Source organism: Paenibacillus sp. SER-28, from assembly GCF_052906305.1.
In genome coordinates, this window is sequence record NZ_JBRECM010000009.1 from 82234 (window position 1) to 98724 (window position 16491).

The 16491-nt window shown below is 43.1% G+C and carries 17 protein-coding genes; 14 read left to right on the top strand and 3 right to left on the bottom strand.

Annotated features, from left to right (window positions below):
* Positions 1-39 precede the first annotated feature (39 nt).
* From ACUYLD_RS19260 to ACUYLD_RS19275, 4 genes are all read left to right on the top strand, one after another.
* On the top strand, positions 40-1119 hold the full coding sequence (locus ACUYLD_RS19260; protein ID WP_446675758.1) for a thiazole biosynthesis adenylyltransferase ThiF: 1080 nt from the start codon (positions 40-42) through the stop codon (positions 1117-1119).
* 102 nt (positions 1120-1221) lie between these two features.
* The gene (gene modA, locus ACUYLD_RS19265; protein WP_061829723.1) at positions 1222-2043 is read left to right on the top strand and encodes a molybdate ABC transporter substrate-binding protein; all 822 of its coding nucleotides are present in this window, start codon (positions 1222-1224) and stop codon (positions 2041-2043) included.
* A 27-nt stretch (positions 2044-2070) separates the two neighbouring features.
* Positions 2071-2736, top strand: a complete 666-nt coding sequence (modB, locus tag ACUYLD_RS19270; protein ID WP_442436202.1) for a molybdate ABC transporter permease subunit — start codon at positions 2071-2073, stop codon at positions 2734-2736.
* 248 nt (positions 2737-2984) lie between these two features.
* Positions 2985-4520 (top strand): choice-of-anchor Q domain-containing protein, encoded by a 1536-nt coding sequence (locus ACUYLD_RS19275; RefSeq protein WP_446675759.1) that lies wholly within the window; start codon positions 2985-2987, stop codon positions 4518-4520.
* A 236-nt stretch (positions 4521-4756) separates the two neighbouring features.
* Here ACUYLD_RS19275 and ACUYLD_RS19280 read toward each other — a convergent pair whose 3' ends face one another.
* Entirely contained in the window at positions 4757-6067 is a 1311-nt protein-coding gene (locus tag ACUYLD_RS19280; RefSeq protein ID WP_446675760.1) for an amidohydrolase family protein, read from the bottom strand.
* A gap of 150 nt (positions 6068-6217) precedes the next feature.
* On the opposite strand from ACUYLD_RS19280, the gene ACUYLD_RS19285 reads away from it, so the two are divergent.
* Positions 6218-6652 carry a MarR family winged helix-turn-helix transcriptional regulator gene (locus ACUYLD_RS19285; protein ID WP_419538109.1) on the top strand — a complete coding sequence of 145 codons (435 nt, stop codon included), beginning with the start codon at positions 6218-6220 and terminating at the stop codon, positions 6650-6652.
* A 119-nt stretch (positions 6653-6771) separates the two neighbouring features.
* Positions 6772-7119 carry a DUF2294 domain-containing protein gene (locus ACUYLD_RS19290; protein ID WP_134903409.1) on the top strand — a complete coding sequence of 116 codons (348 nt, stop codon included), beginning with the start codon at positions 6772-6774 and terminating at the stop codon, positions 7117-7119.
* A 110-nt stretch (positions 7120-7229) separates the two neighbouring features.
* Here ACUYLD_RS19290 and ACUYLD_RS19295 read toward each other — a convergent pair whose 3' ends face one another.
* Entirely contained in the window at positions 7230-7664 is a 435-nt protein-coding gene (locus ACUYLD_RS19295) for a DUF4395 domain-containing protein (protein WP_416381845.1), read from the bottom strand.
* A gap of 235 nt (positions 7665-7899) precedes the next feature.
* Here ACUYLD_RS19295 and ACUYLD_RS19300 point away from each other — a divergent pair, with 235 nt between their 5' ends.
* From ACUYLD_RS19300 to ACUYLD_RS19320, 5 genes are all read left to right on the top strand, one after another.
* The gene (locus ACUYLD_RS19300; protein WP_061830403.1) at positions 7900-8637 is read left to right on the top strand and encodes a tRNA(His) guanylyltransferase Thg1 family protein; all 738 of its coding nucleotides are present in this window, start codon (positions 7900-7902) and stop codon (positions 8635-8637) included.
* A 2-nt stretch (positions 8638-8639) separates the two neighbouring features.
* Entirely contained in the window at positions 8640-9092 is a 453-nt protein-coding gene (locus ACUYLD_RS19305) for an AAA family ATPase (protein WP_446675761.1), read from the top strand.
* A gap of 10 nt (positions 9093-9102) precedes the next feature.
* On the top strand, positions 9103-9933 hold the full coding sequence (locus tag ACUYLD_RS19310) for a siderophore biosynthesis protein (RefSeq protein WP_446675762.1): 831 nt from the start codon (positions 9103-9105) through the stop codon (positions 9931-9933).
* A 701-nt stretch (positions 9934-10634) separates the two neighbouring features.
* The gene (locus tag ACUYLD_RS19315; protein ID WP_446675763.1) at positions 10635-11111 is read left to right on the top strand and encodes a hypothetical protein; all 477 of its coding nucleotides are present in this window, start codon (positions 10635-10637) and stop codon (positions 11109-11111) included.
* A 24-nt stretch (positions 11112-11135) separates the two neighbouring features.
* Entirely contained in the window at positions 11136-11315 is a 180-nt protein-coding gene (locus ACUYLD_RS19320) for a hypothetical protein (RefSeq protein ID WP_446675764.1), read from the top strand.
* Positions 11316-11870: 555 nt separating this feature from the next.
* Here the strand turns inward: ACUYLD_RS19320 and ACUYLD_RS19325 are convergent.
* Positions 11871-12086 (bottom strand): helix-turn-helix domain-containing protein, encoded by a 216-nt coding sequence (locus ACUYLD_RS19325; RefSeq protein ID WP_025685628.1) that lies wholly within the window; start codon positions 12084-12086, stop codon positions 11871-11873.
* 171 nt (positions 12087-12257) lie between these two features.
* Between ACUYLD_RS19325 and ACUYLD_RS19330 the strand changes: the two genes are divergently transcribed.
* The 3 genes from ACUYLD_RS19330 (at position 12258) to ACUYLD_RS19340 (ending at position 16369) form a co-directional block, all read left to right on the top strand.
* A complete protein-coding gene (locus ACUYLD_RS19330) occupies positions 12258-12908 on the top strand; it encodes a hypothetical protein (RefSeq protein WP_446675765.1) in 651 nt (216 codons plus the stop codon).
* An 84-nt stretch (positions 12909-12992) separates the two neighbouring features.
* Positions 12993-13106, top strand: a complete 114-nt coding sequence (locus tag ACUYLD_RS19335) for a putative holin-like toxin (RefSeq protein ID WP_014282580.1) — start codon at positions 12993-12995, stop codon at positions 13104-13106.
* A 1796-nt stretch (positions 13107-14902) separates the two neighbouring features.
* A complete protein-coding gene (locus ACUYLD_RS19340) occupies positions 14903-16369 on the top strand; it encodes an Ig-like domain-containing protein (RefSeq protein ID WP_446675766.1) in 1467 nt (488 codons plus the stop codon).
* The last annotated feature ends 122 nt before the right edge of the window (positions 16370-16491 follow it).

Sequence of the window (16491 nt, forward strand, 5' to 3'; positions counted from 1 at the left end):
GTAGCTATCAATGGATAAGTATGGAGGCGTAAATCAACGATGTCAGAAATGGACAAAAATCAGAAAATAGAAGTTGATGCACAAGCACATGCGCATGCGTCTCATGCCCGTTATTCTAGACAGGAATTATTCTCGAAAATTGGACCGACAGGCCAGCAAAATATCCGTAGTAAGCACGTGCTGATGGTGGGGGCCGGCGCACTGGGCACTGCCAATGCTGACATGCTGGTGCGAGCGGGCATCGGACGGCTGACGTTGGTAGACCGTGATTATGTAGATTGGAGCAATTTGCAGCGCCAACAGCTCTATGACGAAACGGATGCCCGTGATCAGATCCCCAAGGCAGTGGCCGCGCAGAAGCGATTGCAGCAAATCAATTCCGACGTGGACATTCGTGCGCTAGTCCGGGACGTCTCGCTGGAGGAAATCGACGATATCGCAGCAGGAGTGGATCTTATCGTAGATGCCACCGATAATTTCGATACACGTCTGCTTATGAACGATTATGCGGTCAAGCACCGAATTCCTTGGATTTACGGGGCGTGTGTGGGCAGCTATGGGACAACCTTTACCATCGTGCCAGGGCAGACACCGTGCCTGCATTGCCTGCTCGGGACCGTACCGCTTGGCGGTGCGACCTGTGATACGGTCGGTGTGATTAGCCCGGCTGTACAGATGGTGGCCGCTTATCAAAGCGCCGAAGCATTGAAGCTGCTCACCGGGGACGATTCGGCTTTGCAAAATAAGCTGATATCTTTCGACTTGTGGAACAATCAGCATCAGGCGATTCAAATCAGCGCCATGAAGAAAGCCGATTGCCCAACGTGTGGTGAGCACCCAGTGTTTCCTTTTTTACAATCGGAGCATCAGGCTAAAACGGCTGTCTTGTGCGGACGAGATACGGTTCAAATCCGCCCTGCCCCGGGTACTGTACGTGATCTGAATGAAGCGGCACGTTTGTTATCCCGTCAGGGGGGCAAGGTGGAGCATAATCCATACCTGGTATCCGTTGTTATCGGAACGCATCGAATCGTTCTTTTTCAGGATGGACGCGTCTTAATTCATGGCACGAAGGACATTGCCGAGGCGAGATCGATTTATCACAAATATTTGGGTTGACCCAATAGATTCGACCCGTTATGAGATGTACAATGTTTCCTTATTTTCGCTATCACATTTCGTCATCTCATTTTGGAATTTATAGGATAGGGGAAAAACAAGTTGAAAAAGAAATTTGGGTACATATTCACGTTCGTTGGATTGTTGGCATGGGTTCTGGCGGGCTGCTCGTCTCCGGCTGCTGTACAATCGGCACAGTCCGCACCCAAGACAGAACTAGTTGTATCTGCCGCTGCAAGTCTTCAAGATAGTCTGAATACGCTCAAAGGCCAGTATGAGAAACAGCACCCAGATATCAAACTTACCTTTAACTACGCTTCATCTGGTACATTACAAAAACAGATTGAGCAAGGCGCACCCGCTGACGTATTTATTTCGGCAGGCATGAAGCAAATGAAGGCATTAACCGATGCTTCATTGGTGGAAAAGGATAACGTGCTGCTTCAAAATAAACTGGTTGTGGTTATTCCGCAAGATAAGGCGAAAAGCACAGATAACAAAAGCATTACGCTCAATGACTTGATGGGTCCTTCTTTCCTGAAAGTGGCTGTTGGGGAGCCTACTACCGTTCCCGCCGGACAGTATTCCAAAGAATCGTTAACGAAGGCTGGACTATGGGACAAGCTGGAACCTAAGATGGTATTCGCCAAGGACGTAAGACAGGTATTAAATTATGTTGAAACAGGCAACGCCGATGCAGGACTCGTCTATCTAACGGATGCCAAATCATCCGATAAAACGGTCATAGCACTGGAAGTGCCCGAGGAATTGCATGCACCCATCCTGTATCCTGAAGGCATTGTAAAAGCAACCAAACATAGCCAGGAAGCAGGCGAGTTTCTTGATTTTCTACGGACAGATGAAGCAATGAGTGTGTTCAGTAAAGATGGATTTTCAGCCCCTACAGAAATGACGGGAAAATAGAATTTACAGATAAAGGAGGGGGTCCCGTTGGATTGGTCAGCTTTTCTTCCTCCGGTTATCGTATCTGTTAAAGTCGCTGTCGTCGCCAGCATCATCGTCTTTTTATTAGCTACTGTGGTAGCGCGAATGATGGCGAATTGCACGCCGCGGAGGGGAACCAGCGTGATCGAGACCGTCCTACTTCTTCCGCTCGTTTTGCCTCCCACTGTTGTCGGCTTTATTTTGCTCATCTTGCTGGGAAGGAAAAGCTGGATCGGCACTGCCTTCGAAAACCTGTTCGAGCAGACGATTGTATTTACGTGGGGAGCTGCAGTGGTGGCGGCCGTAGTTGTTGCTTTTCCACTGGCTTACCGTACGATTAAAGCAGGATTTGAAGCTGTAGACCCGGAGGTAGAGCAGGCTGCACGTGCGCAAGGTGCCAACGAATGGCAGGTGTTTCGCCACATTACGATGCCCCTTGCCTATCGACCGCTCATTTCAGGATACATTCTCGGATTTGCCCGAGGGTTAGGGGAATTTGGCGCTACGCTGATGCTTGCAGGTAATATTCCTGAACAGACCCAAACTCTGCCTACAGCAATTTACACTGCGTCCGAGGTCGGAAATATGACACTCTCCTGGAGCTGGGTAGCCGTCATCATTTTATTCTCTTTTATCATGTTGATGCTTTCTAATCGACTGGTAAAGGATTAGTCCGTCTGGAGTAAGAACATGCGCAGTCTGCCGATAGGGCAGCTGCGGCAACGTTATAGAGCAGCTTAGATCACCAAGAAACCCTGCGATTACTAAAACGCAGGGTTTCTTGTTCCTTTCGACAGCGATTACGGTGACCTCCCGGTCCTTGGTATCGCGCATTAGGTTGCACTAATGGCCGATGCCATAGAACAGATTTAGTGGAATTACGGTACAATTTACTAGAAAAACAAAGGGGGATGAGGAACATGAAGAAATTCGGGGAAATGTTTCTGGTAGGTTTAGCCATGGCTTTCGGGCTTGGTCTGGTGGCCGGAAATGTGCAACCTCCCGCCGCTTCCGCGGCTGGTACAGAATATTATGTGGCCACGAGCGGCAGCGACTCTAATGCCGGAACGAACGATGCGCCGTGGAAGACGTTGCAGCACGCGGCCGACGTGGCTCCTGCGGGCAGCACGGTTTACGTCCGAGGCGGCGTGTACAAGCAGAAATTAAAGATTACCCGCTCTGGCTCCGCTTCGCAGGGTCCCATTGTGTTCACCAACTATGGGACAGAGACCGCCATTATTGATGGCAGCGGACTTTCGGTTAGCGGGAACGAAGGGCTGATCGAACTGGCCGATGTCAATTACGTTACTGTTCAGGGGTTTGAAATCCGCAATTTTACCACTGCTTCCAAGAACGTGGTGCCTGTAGGTATTTATGTTCACGGTTCGGGCGGCTTCATTAATCTGTCCAACAACAAAATCCATGACATCAAAAACACGGTCACCCCGACCGGCAAAGATCGGCTGGGTCGGGATGCTCACGGTATCGCTGTTTACGGCACGAAAGCTCCGGCTTCGATTCACGACCTTACGATCAGCGGCAATGAGCTGTACAATCTCGTGCTGGGCTCCAGCGAATCGCTCGTTTTAAACGGCAACGTGGATGGCTTTGTGGCGACCAACAACCTCATTCACGATAATGACAACATCGGGATTGATTTGATCGGCTTTGAGGGAACTGCGCCGAATACCGTTTACGATCAGGCGCGGAACGGGTTGGTGAAGGGCAATCGGGTGTATAATAATTCAGTTCAAAATAACCCATCTTACAAGAGCGATGACAACTCGGCCGGCGGCATTTATGTAGATGGAGGCAAGGACAGCATTATTGAGCAGAACTACAGCTACAACAACGATATCGGCGTCGAAATTGCCTCCGAGCACGCCGGTAAAGCAACCAGTAATATTACGGTCCGCAGCAACGTGATATATAACAACCGACTGACCGGCATTGCCATGGGCGGTTACAATGAGGAGCGTGGCTCCACGGTAAACTGCAAGATCGTGAACAATACACTATACAAGAACGATACGTTTGACGACGGAAGCGGTCAGCTTTTGGTTCAATATGATACGCGAAACAACGTGATCAAAAACAATATTTTCGTGGCTAGCTCTACGGATATGCTGATCTCCAATGGATACACCAAAAATTCCGGCAATGTTGTGGATTATAATTTATATTTTGCTCCAGGCGGCAGCTCGGAAGCCAATTGGACTTGGAAAAATAAAGAGTATACGGGATTCTCCGCGTACAAATCGGGGACCGGCAACGATACGCATTCTCTATTTGCCGATCCTAAATTCGTGAATGCCGCGAACAGCGACTTCCATTTGCAGTCTTCGTCACCTGCGATCGATGCCGGGAACACGGACCGTGCCATCATTGGAACACTGGATATCGACGGGAAGCCAAGAGTACAGGGAGCCGCTGTGAACATCGGTGCCTACGAGTAAGTCCTATATTTTATGACAAACAGTGCATGGCGAAAGTATTTGGGGCCACTGTTTGTACGTCTTTACAATGTTCCTTGCAATTAAAACACCTTCAAAGTGAAACTCCATGTCGTAAGATATGGAGATAACCTTGAAGGTGTTTTTGCGTTGGCAACAAGATTAAGCTGTCCTCGGAAAGTAAAAATGGAAGTCATACAAATGAGATTAGAAAGTTGTTCCTGTTCGATAGGCTCCGATTAACATAGTTGCTGCACACCTTTTAACCATACGGATTTGATCGACAAAGTATCCGAGATGTTGGTTGTCGGATCACCGTTTACTAGTATAAGGTCAGCGAGCGAACCTTCGGCAATACAGCCGCGATCGTTAAGCCCAAAGCAACGGGCCGGTTTCGCGGTAGCCGACTGAAGCGCTTCTATGGGAGTAAATCCGGCCTCAACCAGCAATTGCATTTCATGATGAACGCTGGCTCCATGAGCAAGGCCGCCAAGATTGGGAACAGGAACGGGGGCGACATCCGTCCCGACCAGAATATCCACACCGGCACGGTGAAGATCCATCACATTTTTAAAGCTATTCTCCAAATTGCCTTGCGGGAAAGTATGGAAGCTTGAGTTCAAAATATCGATCCATTCCGGACTTAATTTGGAATAAACACGTGAATCATTCGCCAATTCTGATGCCGGATTCCCCAGAATGGATGAGTTCAATACCAAGCACGGTATAACAAATGCGTCTGAATCCGCTATGGATTTCACCAACTCAGATGTGAATTCGGGCCTGTCGAGAAATAAGTGACCCAATCCGTCGACTCCCATATCGATGGCGGTTTGCGAAGAATGAGCCGTCAAGACGTGAGCTATGACTATTTTATCGAATTTATGGGCTTCTGCCACGGCTGCTTTTAAAATCTCGTCGCTTAAAATAGGCAGTCCAGGGGCACCCAAGACCGTCCCTTCTTCAATCATGATTTTAATATAGTCGGCGCCACTCTCCACCTGGGTATGCACATGTTTGATCGCTTCTTCCACTGTCGTCACTTGGGGCACTTTTTCGTGATCGTGAGCGTAGGCGGCTAGCATAGCTTCCCGGTCTTCGTTGGGTAACTTCTCCAATTCCTTTAATACGAACTCAGGAATTTCATCCTCATCCTGCAATAATTCATCCGGATGACCACCTGGAGCAGTGATCGCTGTGCCGGCGGAACGGACTTCAGCGGCGTCATTCACGTTTTTCAACTGGATCTTGCGCCCTCTTTCTGTAAAACTGCCGTTCATTTCGAGTTCTGTCGTGACGCCGAATTTTAAAGCATCTCGTAACCCACCGATTGAAGTGTGGACATGCGCATCAATCAGGCCAGGCAATAATGTCGCATTTTCCCCATCGATGATCGTTGCATGTGTCGGAAGGTCTCCGCCTACCGAAATAATGGTTTCCCCCTGGATGACAACATTTCTGGGCTCAATAACTTTTTCTCCATCGAAAATACGTACATTCGTAATCGCTGTAACTTTTTCTACCGTAGAGCTTTGAGTTACATTCTTCATGTCGTTCCTCCTTAGTGTTCAGTTTTAAACACTTAGAATTCTAACTATTAGTTTTATAACTGTCAATAAACTGATTTTCATTTGACAAACAGTTTAGAGATTTATATAGTTTATTTACTGACAATTAGACTTCTAATAATTTGAGGAGGTATGATTATGGAAACCCAAAAGGATACGGTTTTTCTGGATTTGTTTCAGGTTATCGGTCTTAAGTTAAAGAAAAGAGCGGACGAGAGCATAAAAGAGTTGGGATTAAATGCTCAACAAGGAAAAATGATTAGATATATCTACGAGAATCAAGAAAATAATTTAATTCAGAAGGATCTGGCCGATCGGTTTCATCTGCGCGGAGCCAGCATTACAAGCATACTTCAAGGTCTTGAGCAAAAAGGATTCATCGAGCGCAAAATCCCGGCCAATAATGAGCGGCAAAAAAATATTTATGTTTTACCAAAAGCCATTGAATTGATTGAAGCTTTTAGTGACTCTTTTCAAAAGGTGGAGGACGAAATTGTTCAAGCCCTGACCGAAGAGGAGAAGCAAATCTTAGAGGAAATGTTAAACAAAATTAATGAACGTTTATAATTTTAGATAAAATCATGTTCCAAAAATCACTTTCGCTAGTCTCTGTTTTATAGGAGAGGAATCGGTTATGATGGATATAGTAATAGGGATTTTAGTAGATTTTAGGAGAGCGGTGCGATATGAGAAGGGAAACGGGTTTTAACGAAATTATTCGAAAAGTACGTAAAGAGCTGTTTGGGAAAGGCCCGGAGCGCATACATACAACCTTTGTAGATAATATGGCCATCACGATGCTGTATGGAAATTTAACCCCATCCGAAAAGTTTCTGGCACAAGAAGAATCTGGGAAAGAGATGGTGCATGCAGCTCGAACCAAAATGGTTCAAAAAATATATCCCACACACTTCAATAAAGAACTGGAGGATTACATGGGTTCGCGGCTGCTGCACCTCTTTTCAGATATTAAAGTGGAGGAAGATATAGCCATCTCTGTTTTTGTATTTGAAGATAATATTACCGCAAAATAAAAAGAAGGCGGAACCGATATAGCATCCATATTGTTGGAGAGTTCGGCTACACCCTCGATTTAATTAACGATGTCCTAATTGAAATGGAATGAATAGAGAGTTTTTTCTGTTTACACGTTTTTTCTTCTTCGATATTGATATTGGGACCATTGGTAGAGAACAAAACATCCTATGCAAAAACCAAGGATAGCCACCAAGGCCGCCACTAGGACCATGGCCGAAAATACATAAGCGACAATACTCCACTGGAGCATAAATCCTACCCAAGCGACCAGCAGAAAAAAGACGGCAAGAAGCTGATTAAACCTTTGCTGTTCTCGGTTCTCCTGCACATATGAGGAGGGGCTTTTCTTCAAGAAAAGCTTGGCTATCCGCATTACTGGATTGAAGTTAAAAAGGACGCCGAGCAACCCCGCGATAAGAGGAATTACTAGCACCCCATATCCCCCTGTAATCCAAGTGAAAACTACAGATAAAACAATTACCCATTGATTAGCCCTGACTAACGGGCGCGGAATGGATGGATTTTGGCTCAAATATATCATCCTTTTCATATCGGAATAAATTCAAAGATGGAAATATTATAGCCTAACATTTGGGGAATAGATACCAAAAAACCAAAGACTCTGCAAGCCCATCTGCTAAGGTTTTTTGTCTTGCTTAATTCCTAGCAATGCATAATCCAATTAGTTACAATTCTTATATACGCCTATTGGGGAAGATAGACATTGTTGTACTCTATGCGCAAATCACGGATCAGGAAAGGGACCTACATAGTTTATGAAAAAAAATGATTTTGGAAATAGGATGAAGGAATATGAAAATGCCTATAGATTAAGCCTACCACGCCGTTTACCCGTAATTATCAGAATTGATGGTGCGCATTTTCATACCTTTACACGTGGGATGACGAAACCTTTTGATGAGAAACTAATTTTTGCATTATGGGAGACGTGTAAATATTTGGCCTATAACATTATGGGGTGTAAATTGGTGTATCATCAGAGCGATGAAATCTCACTGCTTCTTACGAATTATGATAAATTAACGACGCAATCCTGGTTTGAAAATAATCTTCAAAAGATGGTGTCCATATCTGCCTCGCTGGCTACAGCCAAATTTAATGAGGAAATCCAAAAGGTTTACCCAGGTCAGCCTTTAGCCACTTTTGATGCGAGAGCATGGGTTTTGCCCCAGGATGAGGTTACAAACTACTTCCTATGGAGACAACAAGATGCTACTAAAAATAGCATTTCTATGGTAGCTCAAGCCCATTTCAGGCATTCAGAACTAGAAGGATTGAACGGAAATCAGCTCCAAGACAAGCTTTTTGTGGAAAAAGAGCTAAACTGGAACGATCTTCCGGTCTGGCAAAAGCGGGGAATTTGCATTACCAAACAACAGTACAACAAAGGCGAAGCCGTCAGAAGCAAGTGGGATGTTGATCATGAGACACCGATTTTTTCACAGAATAGAGATTATATTAACCAATATGTATACTTGGACAAGGATGTGTAGATTTGGAGTGTGTCATTTTTATAGGAATTCAGGCTTCGGGCAAGTCGACATTTTATAAAGAACATTTCTTCAAAACACATATGCGAATAAACCTTGATATGCTTAAAACACGGAATAGGGAAAATATTTATCTACAAGCCTCCATCGAAACGATGCAGCGCTTTGTTGTAGACAATACAAATGCCACTGTTATAGAACGGAAGAAATATATAGATGCTTGTAAAAATAGGGGGTTTAAAGTTATTGGCTACTATTTTGAGCCCGATTTTGCAGAATCTATTAAGCGTAATGAGCAGCGCACAGGCAAAGAGTATGTTCCTGAAATCGGTATTAAAAGTGTAATGAGTAAACTTGAGATCCCAAGCTACGAAGAAGGATTTGATGAACTCTATAGCGTGATTTCCATTGAAGGAACGTTTCAGATCAAAAGGCTACTGGAAAACCATACAATATAGGGGGAGTACCATGAACATACCTGAGAGATTCATCAAACGTTTTCCAGCATACGAGGACGTATTTGCCAGCGATCTGGAACATCATCGCAAGCACTTTCTGCCGATTTGCTCGATTAATCTTCAGTTTTTATTCCCGGAGCAGGACGAGTGGCTGCATTTTGTTTCCGTAAAAGAAATCTACGAAGGCTGTGTGGGTGAAAATACTCAGCAATTTCATACCTCATATACCAAGGAAGATATGCTGGGTTTCGATGTAATTGACGGCAAATACAAATTCGAAGCAGACTGGAATTATTTTAGTCTTCATCAGAAAGAGCAATTGGAAGCTACCTATGAAGCGCTGAAATCTACCGGGGATAAAGCGTACCTACGTATGAAGAGAGAAGTCATGGCGTTGGACGGACTGGAACAGGTGTACATGGCTAATGAACAAGACTACCAAGCTCGCAAAGCATTTTTCCTGGAAAACAATAAAATTTATCCATATTCCTCCTTTGGGGAGGCCAAAAAGTCTGTGGAAGAACTCACCCGTGATTTTGAGGAAAAGCAATCCAGTGGTTGGGGACTGAGTTTCCCTGAAGTTAACGGAATTTTGGATGATATCGCTTTTCAGTCTGATAAGGCTCAAAGCTACATCAAGGAATATGGGGAATCATTGGAAGAAATGCTCCAGTTTGAGCAAACCAATTTGCTCCATGTACCTAAACGTCCCAATGGTGAGACTTTTACCTATATCGGTTCCATTACCGGATATTATTTTCAAGCATGCGGGGCGGATACCGTCTATTTATTTTACGATAGAGAATTGAGTAAAGCGGTAATTTGCTTCGAGTATTCCTAGAATATAGAAAAAGCTCCCTATAAGGGAGCTCAGAGTGTCGAGAAAGTCCAAAGGACTTTCCGGCACTTTATTTTTTATTTGGGGAGACTCAACTTTTAAAACAAAAATCGATTTAAAACGATCTGAGGACCCATTTTTAATTGATCAAAATGACCATTTTAAACCTCATTAAAAAAACAGGGGGTTTCTCGACAGCCTGAGCTCCCTATAAGGGAGCTTTAAAATTTATTTCTTATTGATCTTCACATCGTGCTCTTTAGCCAGTGTGTTAATCTGTTCTTCAAAATCTCTAAATAGCTTTCTACCCTCGCTTAGCTTGGTGTTACCCTCATTAATTAAGTTCAGATCCCCTTTTTCTACGTATATCTATGGATGATTGGATGTGTTTATAGGCTAAAAGAACTGCCGTTATCCATTGGAGTATAAATCCTACCCAAGCGACCAGCAGAAAAATGTGATCCAAGTGAAAACTCCAGGCAGCACAACACCCACTGATTAACCCTGACTAAAGGACGTGAAATTTATGCTGAATCTTGACCCATATATATCGTCTTTTTCTTATCGGAATAAATAGTTGTGATTATTATAACGTAATGGTGGGGAATAGATAGCTGAAAAAATGGTTTGTTTGATTACTACTATAGACCTATTACCAAAGACATGGTAGAGTTTTGGTATATATTCGGTAAAGGGGTCAGTTTATGAAAAAGATATTTTTATGGTTATGTGTAGCAGGAATCGTTCTATCGGGCTGTACTACTTCCAAGAGCGATACTACGAGTACAGAGAGTGCTACAAGTTCAAATGCATCAGGAGGCTCTGCCAGTTCATCTGTACATGAGACGGTAGCGGCAGAAAATAGTGGATATCAAGGTAAAATTTCATTTCGTAACGTAGGCTGGGGGATGAGTAAAGAACAAGTAAAGGCATCAGAAGATATGGAAGTTGAAGAGGAAGATCATGAGTCAGTGGCCTATTACTCCAAGATATTGGGACTGGAAAGCGGACTTATGTACTTTTTTGTGGATGATCAATTGGCTCGTGCAGGTTATGTAGTGACCGAAAAACATACGAATAAAAATGAGTATATTGAGAATTATAATGACTTAAAAAAGAGCCTAACGGAGAAATACGGCAAGCCTAGCAGTGATGATACCCTTTGGAAGGGAGATTTATAGAAAGGCACGCCAAGCCAATGGGGAATGGCTGTAGCGACAGGCGAATTGCATTATCAGGCAGCATGGGAGACAGAAGATACAGAAATTTTGCTTGATTTACAAGGTGATAATTTCGAGCCCCGCCTGAGTCTATTGTATGACAGCAAGGAACTACAGCATTTGAGTGAGCAGCAAAAGGATCAGGAATTGAAAAAGAATTTATAGCAGTACATGCATGGGTTTCATAGGCTTTGAGTGCGAACCCCAAGTACACATGAAATCCCCGGAACATTCGCACTCCGCGCCAGACAAGGGATTTAGCGATTTTGGGGTGTGATTTTTAACATTTATTGGTGAGTTGAAAAGAGATTCGCGAAAAATCGTTTACAAAGTTTTGCTGGGTAAGGCTTTGTAACGCGTGCAGTCGCTCCCTATATGGGAGCGTGGATTGAAATTTTCACTCCAAATATCCGTCTTTTGCTCTTTCAATGTCGCTCCTTACGTAGGAGCGTGAATTGAAAGCACGTATTTCTCATACCACACATTTAGCACAGCTATGACGTTCCTCATTTTTCTTTGAAATATAAAAAAGATTTGCCTTAGAACTTGGCAAGCCTTTTTTATGTTGGTTATAAAATGCTAATAAACTCATAATGAACTAACATTTTTATAGATGTGGAACTGTTCGGGTCACCATTTTAAAAAGAGGAACACAAAAAAGAAGTCCGTTTTGAAAACAGACTCCTTAATGTATTTCCACGCTAACATGCACAAACCACGCTATTCTGTTTCTTCAAACTGCATTAACACGGAAATGTCTTTGATCTCCAGAGCATGAGCGATCTTTTCAAGCATAAGCAAGTTTACTTCTTGTCGGTCGTCACTGCTTAGTTTGGATATCCTTGCCTGTGAAACACCGGATAGTTCTTCTAATTGTTTTTGAGTGATACCTTTTTCTTTGAGAATTTCCTTAAGCTTGATTCTAATTTTTAACATTTGGATTTCCTCCATATATCGTTGACAAAATATGACCATAGGGTTATATTTATTTTATGACCTTAAGGGCATGTTAAGGGTTGACATGCTATCTTCCCAAAGGGATGTATCCAACATACCCTTAGCTTTGCTATTGCCATTTTACCAGAATTTCAATGGAGGATGATACCTATGACTGAAAAACTGAAAGCGAATGTGCAAGCGATTAAGGACATTGTACGCATGAATCCCGTGTGGGAGCAGGAAAAGGGAGAGCAGGAAGCAGCGGAGCTGCACTACTATCATATTGTGGATGCGCTCAATCGAAAATGGCAAACCATCGGTGTCGATGTTTCGGACGCGATTCAGGTTTTTGAAAGAGGGCATAACGATGCATGGACACGGATTATTGAACCAGCCCCCTGGAACCCGAATCTAACCACTAATGATTTAATTCATCTGCTCAAAATCAGTCCGGAAGCTGTACAGATTCGTCATGCTATGCAAATCATACTGAATACCGTTGAAAGACGCAATGCGTTTATCCGTCGTATCATGAATGTGAATGATCAGGCAATCCAGCATCTGCTCTATCTGATGAAAGACGAATACCTGCGTTATGAGCAACTCCCAGATGAAACCTTTATGGCGATGTATGCTATGAATCCGGTCGAAGCCTTATCTGTATATTTTCTGGAATCCGTAGATGTGCATATGTACTGGGAATGGTGTGATGCTGGCGGTACAGGCGAACAGGCCATTCAGTATAAGCAGGAAGATCCTTTTATGACGCTGATTCAAGCGATTGAAAGAGTAGAAGAGGAAATGTATGCCCGTACATAACAATCCATAGGTGTAGTTGCTACGCAGACGACAAAATGGCTTGGGCGGACAGTTGGCTAGTCTCCTGCAAAGGGTGTGGGGGCTGTGGAGGTTAAAGATGCTTTGACATTAATGATGATGTTCGGTACGCTGCTGGTTGCGCTAATCGGATTAATTGTTACCATCGTAATCGCATTGAACCAACACAACAGAAAGTAGACGGCCCACATATAGAGAATTTCAGACCCGTTCAACAAAAGGAAGAAGAGTTGGAGAAGGGAGGTTCATTTTCATACCTATACACCAAAAGGATCAGGCAATATAGGAGCCAGCTATGAGTATACCTGAGAAGTTCATAAGCGTTTCCAGCATATGAGGATGTATTTGTTGGCGATCTTGAACAATATCGGAAGTATTTTTTACCGATTTGCTCAATCAATCTTCAATTTTTATTCTCAGAGCAGGACGAGCGGCTGCATTATGTTTCTGTCAAGGAAATTCATGAGGACCGGGTAAGCGAAAATACTGATGGTAAATACAAATTCGAAGCGGAGTGGAAATATTTTAGACTCACCAGAAAGAGCAATTGAAAGCCATCTATCAAACGCTGAAATCAAACGGAGATAAAGCATATCTACACATGAAAAGAGAAATCATGTCGCTGGACGAACTGGAACATGCGCACATAGCCAACGAACAAGACTATCAAGCCTGCAAAGCGTTTTTCAGGAAAACAATCTATTCCCCCTTTCTGTGCATGTTTATGGGTAATTCGATGTGCTTTATAGTCAAAAAAGAACTATATATAAGTTTATTATATCGTATAAATAAGAGAGTTGTAGTTTTTTTGTGGTAGAATAGTATCTAAATAAAGTTGATTGACCTGCTCTTCAAAAATGGAGTGACCATAGGGAAGATGATCGGTGCGAACCCCAAGCGTACATAAAAATCCCGGTTCCTTCGCACCTCGAAAATTGTCGAAAAGTATCGAACTGGCTATCTATCCGCAAAAGTCAATAGCTGATTCAAACTTATTAGGCATCAGTTTTTGCGACAAGTGTGAAATTGATATCGTTAGGGTATGAATTACTACATTTTCGCTGTCGCACTCTATATGAGTGCGTGGATTGAAAGCTTTTCGAATACACTCCATTTCTTCTTCCCACATAGTCGCACTCTATATGAGTGCGTGGATTGAAAGGCTTGTTCTCCATCAACTATAATCTTTGTAGGTGTCGTCGCACTCTATATGAGTGAGTGGATTGAAAGTACATCTAGCAGTATATTATCAAATCGTTGCCGGTGTCGCACTCTATATGAGTGCGTGGATTGAAAGGTCACATAAAAACAATATAGATCTAAATCCTTCTGTCGCACTCTGTATGAGTGCGACGCATTAAAATCGCGAGCAATTGCAGATTTTATGACTACTTTACGTTGTTACTCTTTTTAAGGAAGTATGACGTATTCTCGCAAAGTATCGATACAAATCTTATTTAATCTGGCTCCCTTTTAAATCAGGAGAGCCTTTTTTGTCATGATTTTTATAGACAAAAAAACGAGTTTGATATAGCGGCAGGTGATATTAATTCCAATCCAATAGATGTTTCCAACTACGGGATTTATGTTAACAAATATGAACAAAGAACTACTTTTCTTCCAGAAAATCCAAGTACCTTCCATGCTTATAATTTTACTGTTAACGACAAAGGCTCCTCGTTTAACTAATGTACCATCCATTCCGCTTTACACAACGATGGGTATCAAGTTACAGTACCGGCCAGCCATACATTAAATGTGAAGCTTGGAAAGCACAAGTTAGTATTCAGCCGTGTTTATTCATCAAGGATAAGAAAATGGTCTTGTTTTCATATATTAAAACCAGAAAATCTTTTGCATAATATATTCCAATAGAATCAAAGATGATTTATGATAGAGCCATACAGCCTAGAAATCGCCCTGGTTCTCCAGGGAATAGCGGGAATTCCTTAAACCATTTGAGAGGGGATTTCGGTATGAAGAGGTTCAGAAAGGCTATTTCAGTTATGCTAAGCTTGATGCTCCTGTTTGCTTTTGGGATGACTGCAAACGCGAGTCAAGGTACAGAGTTGAACAAGGAAAAACAAGCTATTGAAGCTGATTCCAGTTTTCAGCTAACAACGAACAACGAAGATGTTATTGAGCATTTAACCCGGGTGGACAAGCCTGAAGGTATTACATCCTCCGTTTATAACATGCAGGAAAATATCAATTTCAAAGCACCAGAGACATTCTCTTTGAAAAGGGAGACCATTCCTTCCCTGAAAGCTAGTCCAACGGCAGCTACAGCTTCTTCTGCTACGTATTCAGGTACAATTACGGAAGAGGGAGGCACACAGTTTTTATATCCGATTTATGTGAAGCCAGGTGAATTGTTGCAGGCACAATTGGATGGTCCATTTTCAGAACAGCTTGACTATGACTTATACTTGTACGAATTTGATATGACGACAGGGGATATCAACCCCAATGCTATTGATGCCTCCACCTACGGGACCTATTTTAACAAGTATGAACAGGGATCGGCATCCCTTCCTGAAAACGTAGGGAGTCGCAATGCTACCGGATCTGAAAAAGCTTATGCGATTGCAGTCCATTCCAAAAAGGGATCGAGCATAAATGATCCTTTCTATTTAACTGTGGATGTAAGCTCTCAATATGATGCTTATGAACCGGATGAGAGTGCTTTTCATGCCTACAACTTTACATTTAGTACAGGGGGATCTACCCTTAATTCACGCTCTATTCATTCAGGAATTGACAACGATTGGTATCAAATCGCAATTCCTGCGAATCGCAATTATGATGGTTTGAATGTCAAACTGGACAGCACTTCAGAAAGCTACGGTTACAAAGCGGAAGTTTACGGGGCTCTTAGTGGCAACCAAATGGTGCTTCTGCCTCAAACCAATCATAATGTTACCTTGAATACGGGAACCTACTATGTGCGAGTGTACACCACAAATCAGTTTTCAGCTGATCACTTATATGCACTGACACTTAAACCAGTACTTCGGGCTGGTAAAATTGTAATTAACGGTTACGACTCTAAAAACGGTCCGAATGATTATCCATCCTACTCTTACGGTCGTCATTATCGGGTTAATGGAAACACCAACCTGACTGTAAAGGGTGTCGTTACTACAACGGATAATTACCCCGTAGCAAATGCGCCAGTTAATGTGACATGGTTGAACCAGAACTGGACTGAAAGCAGCGGGAATCGAACTCGTACAGGCACTGGTTATACGGATCAAAATGGAGCCTTTAGTGTGACCCTTTCCCTGCCGCATTCTACGGGAAGTATTGCGGAATACTTGTCGGGACCTATAAGTTTTACACATTACTATGATCTTTCAGGTGTAGCTGCCCAGGTGTCAGGTACTTCGCTTACAGCCACAGATATTGTATATCACTTTGCTTACAGCATTTATGGCGGCTGATGTACTGTTCTATTAAGCAGTGACAGCGCAACTTGTTTGTTTTAATAATTTACATTCAGAGTCAGGAGCTTGCTTCAGAAATTGTTCATTTTTAGGACAAAGCATATATTCATTCCATATAT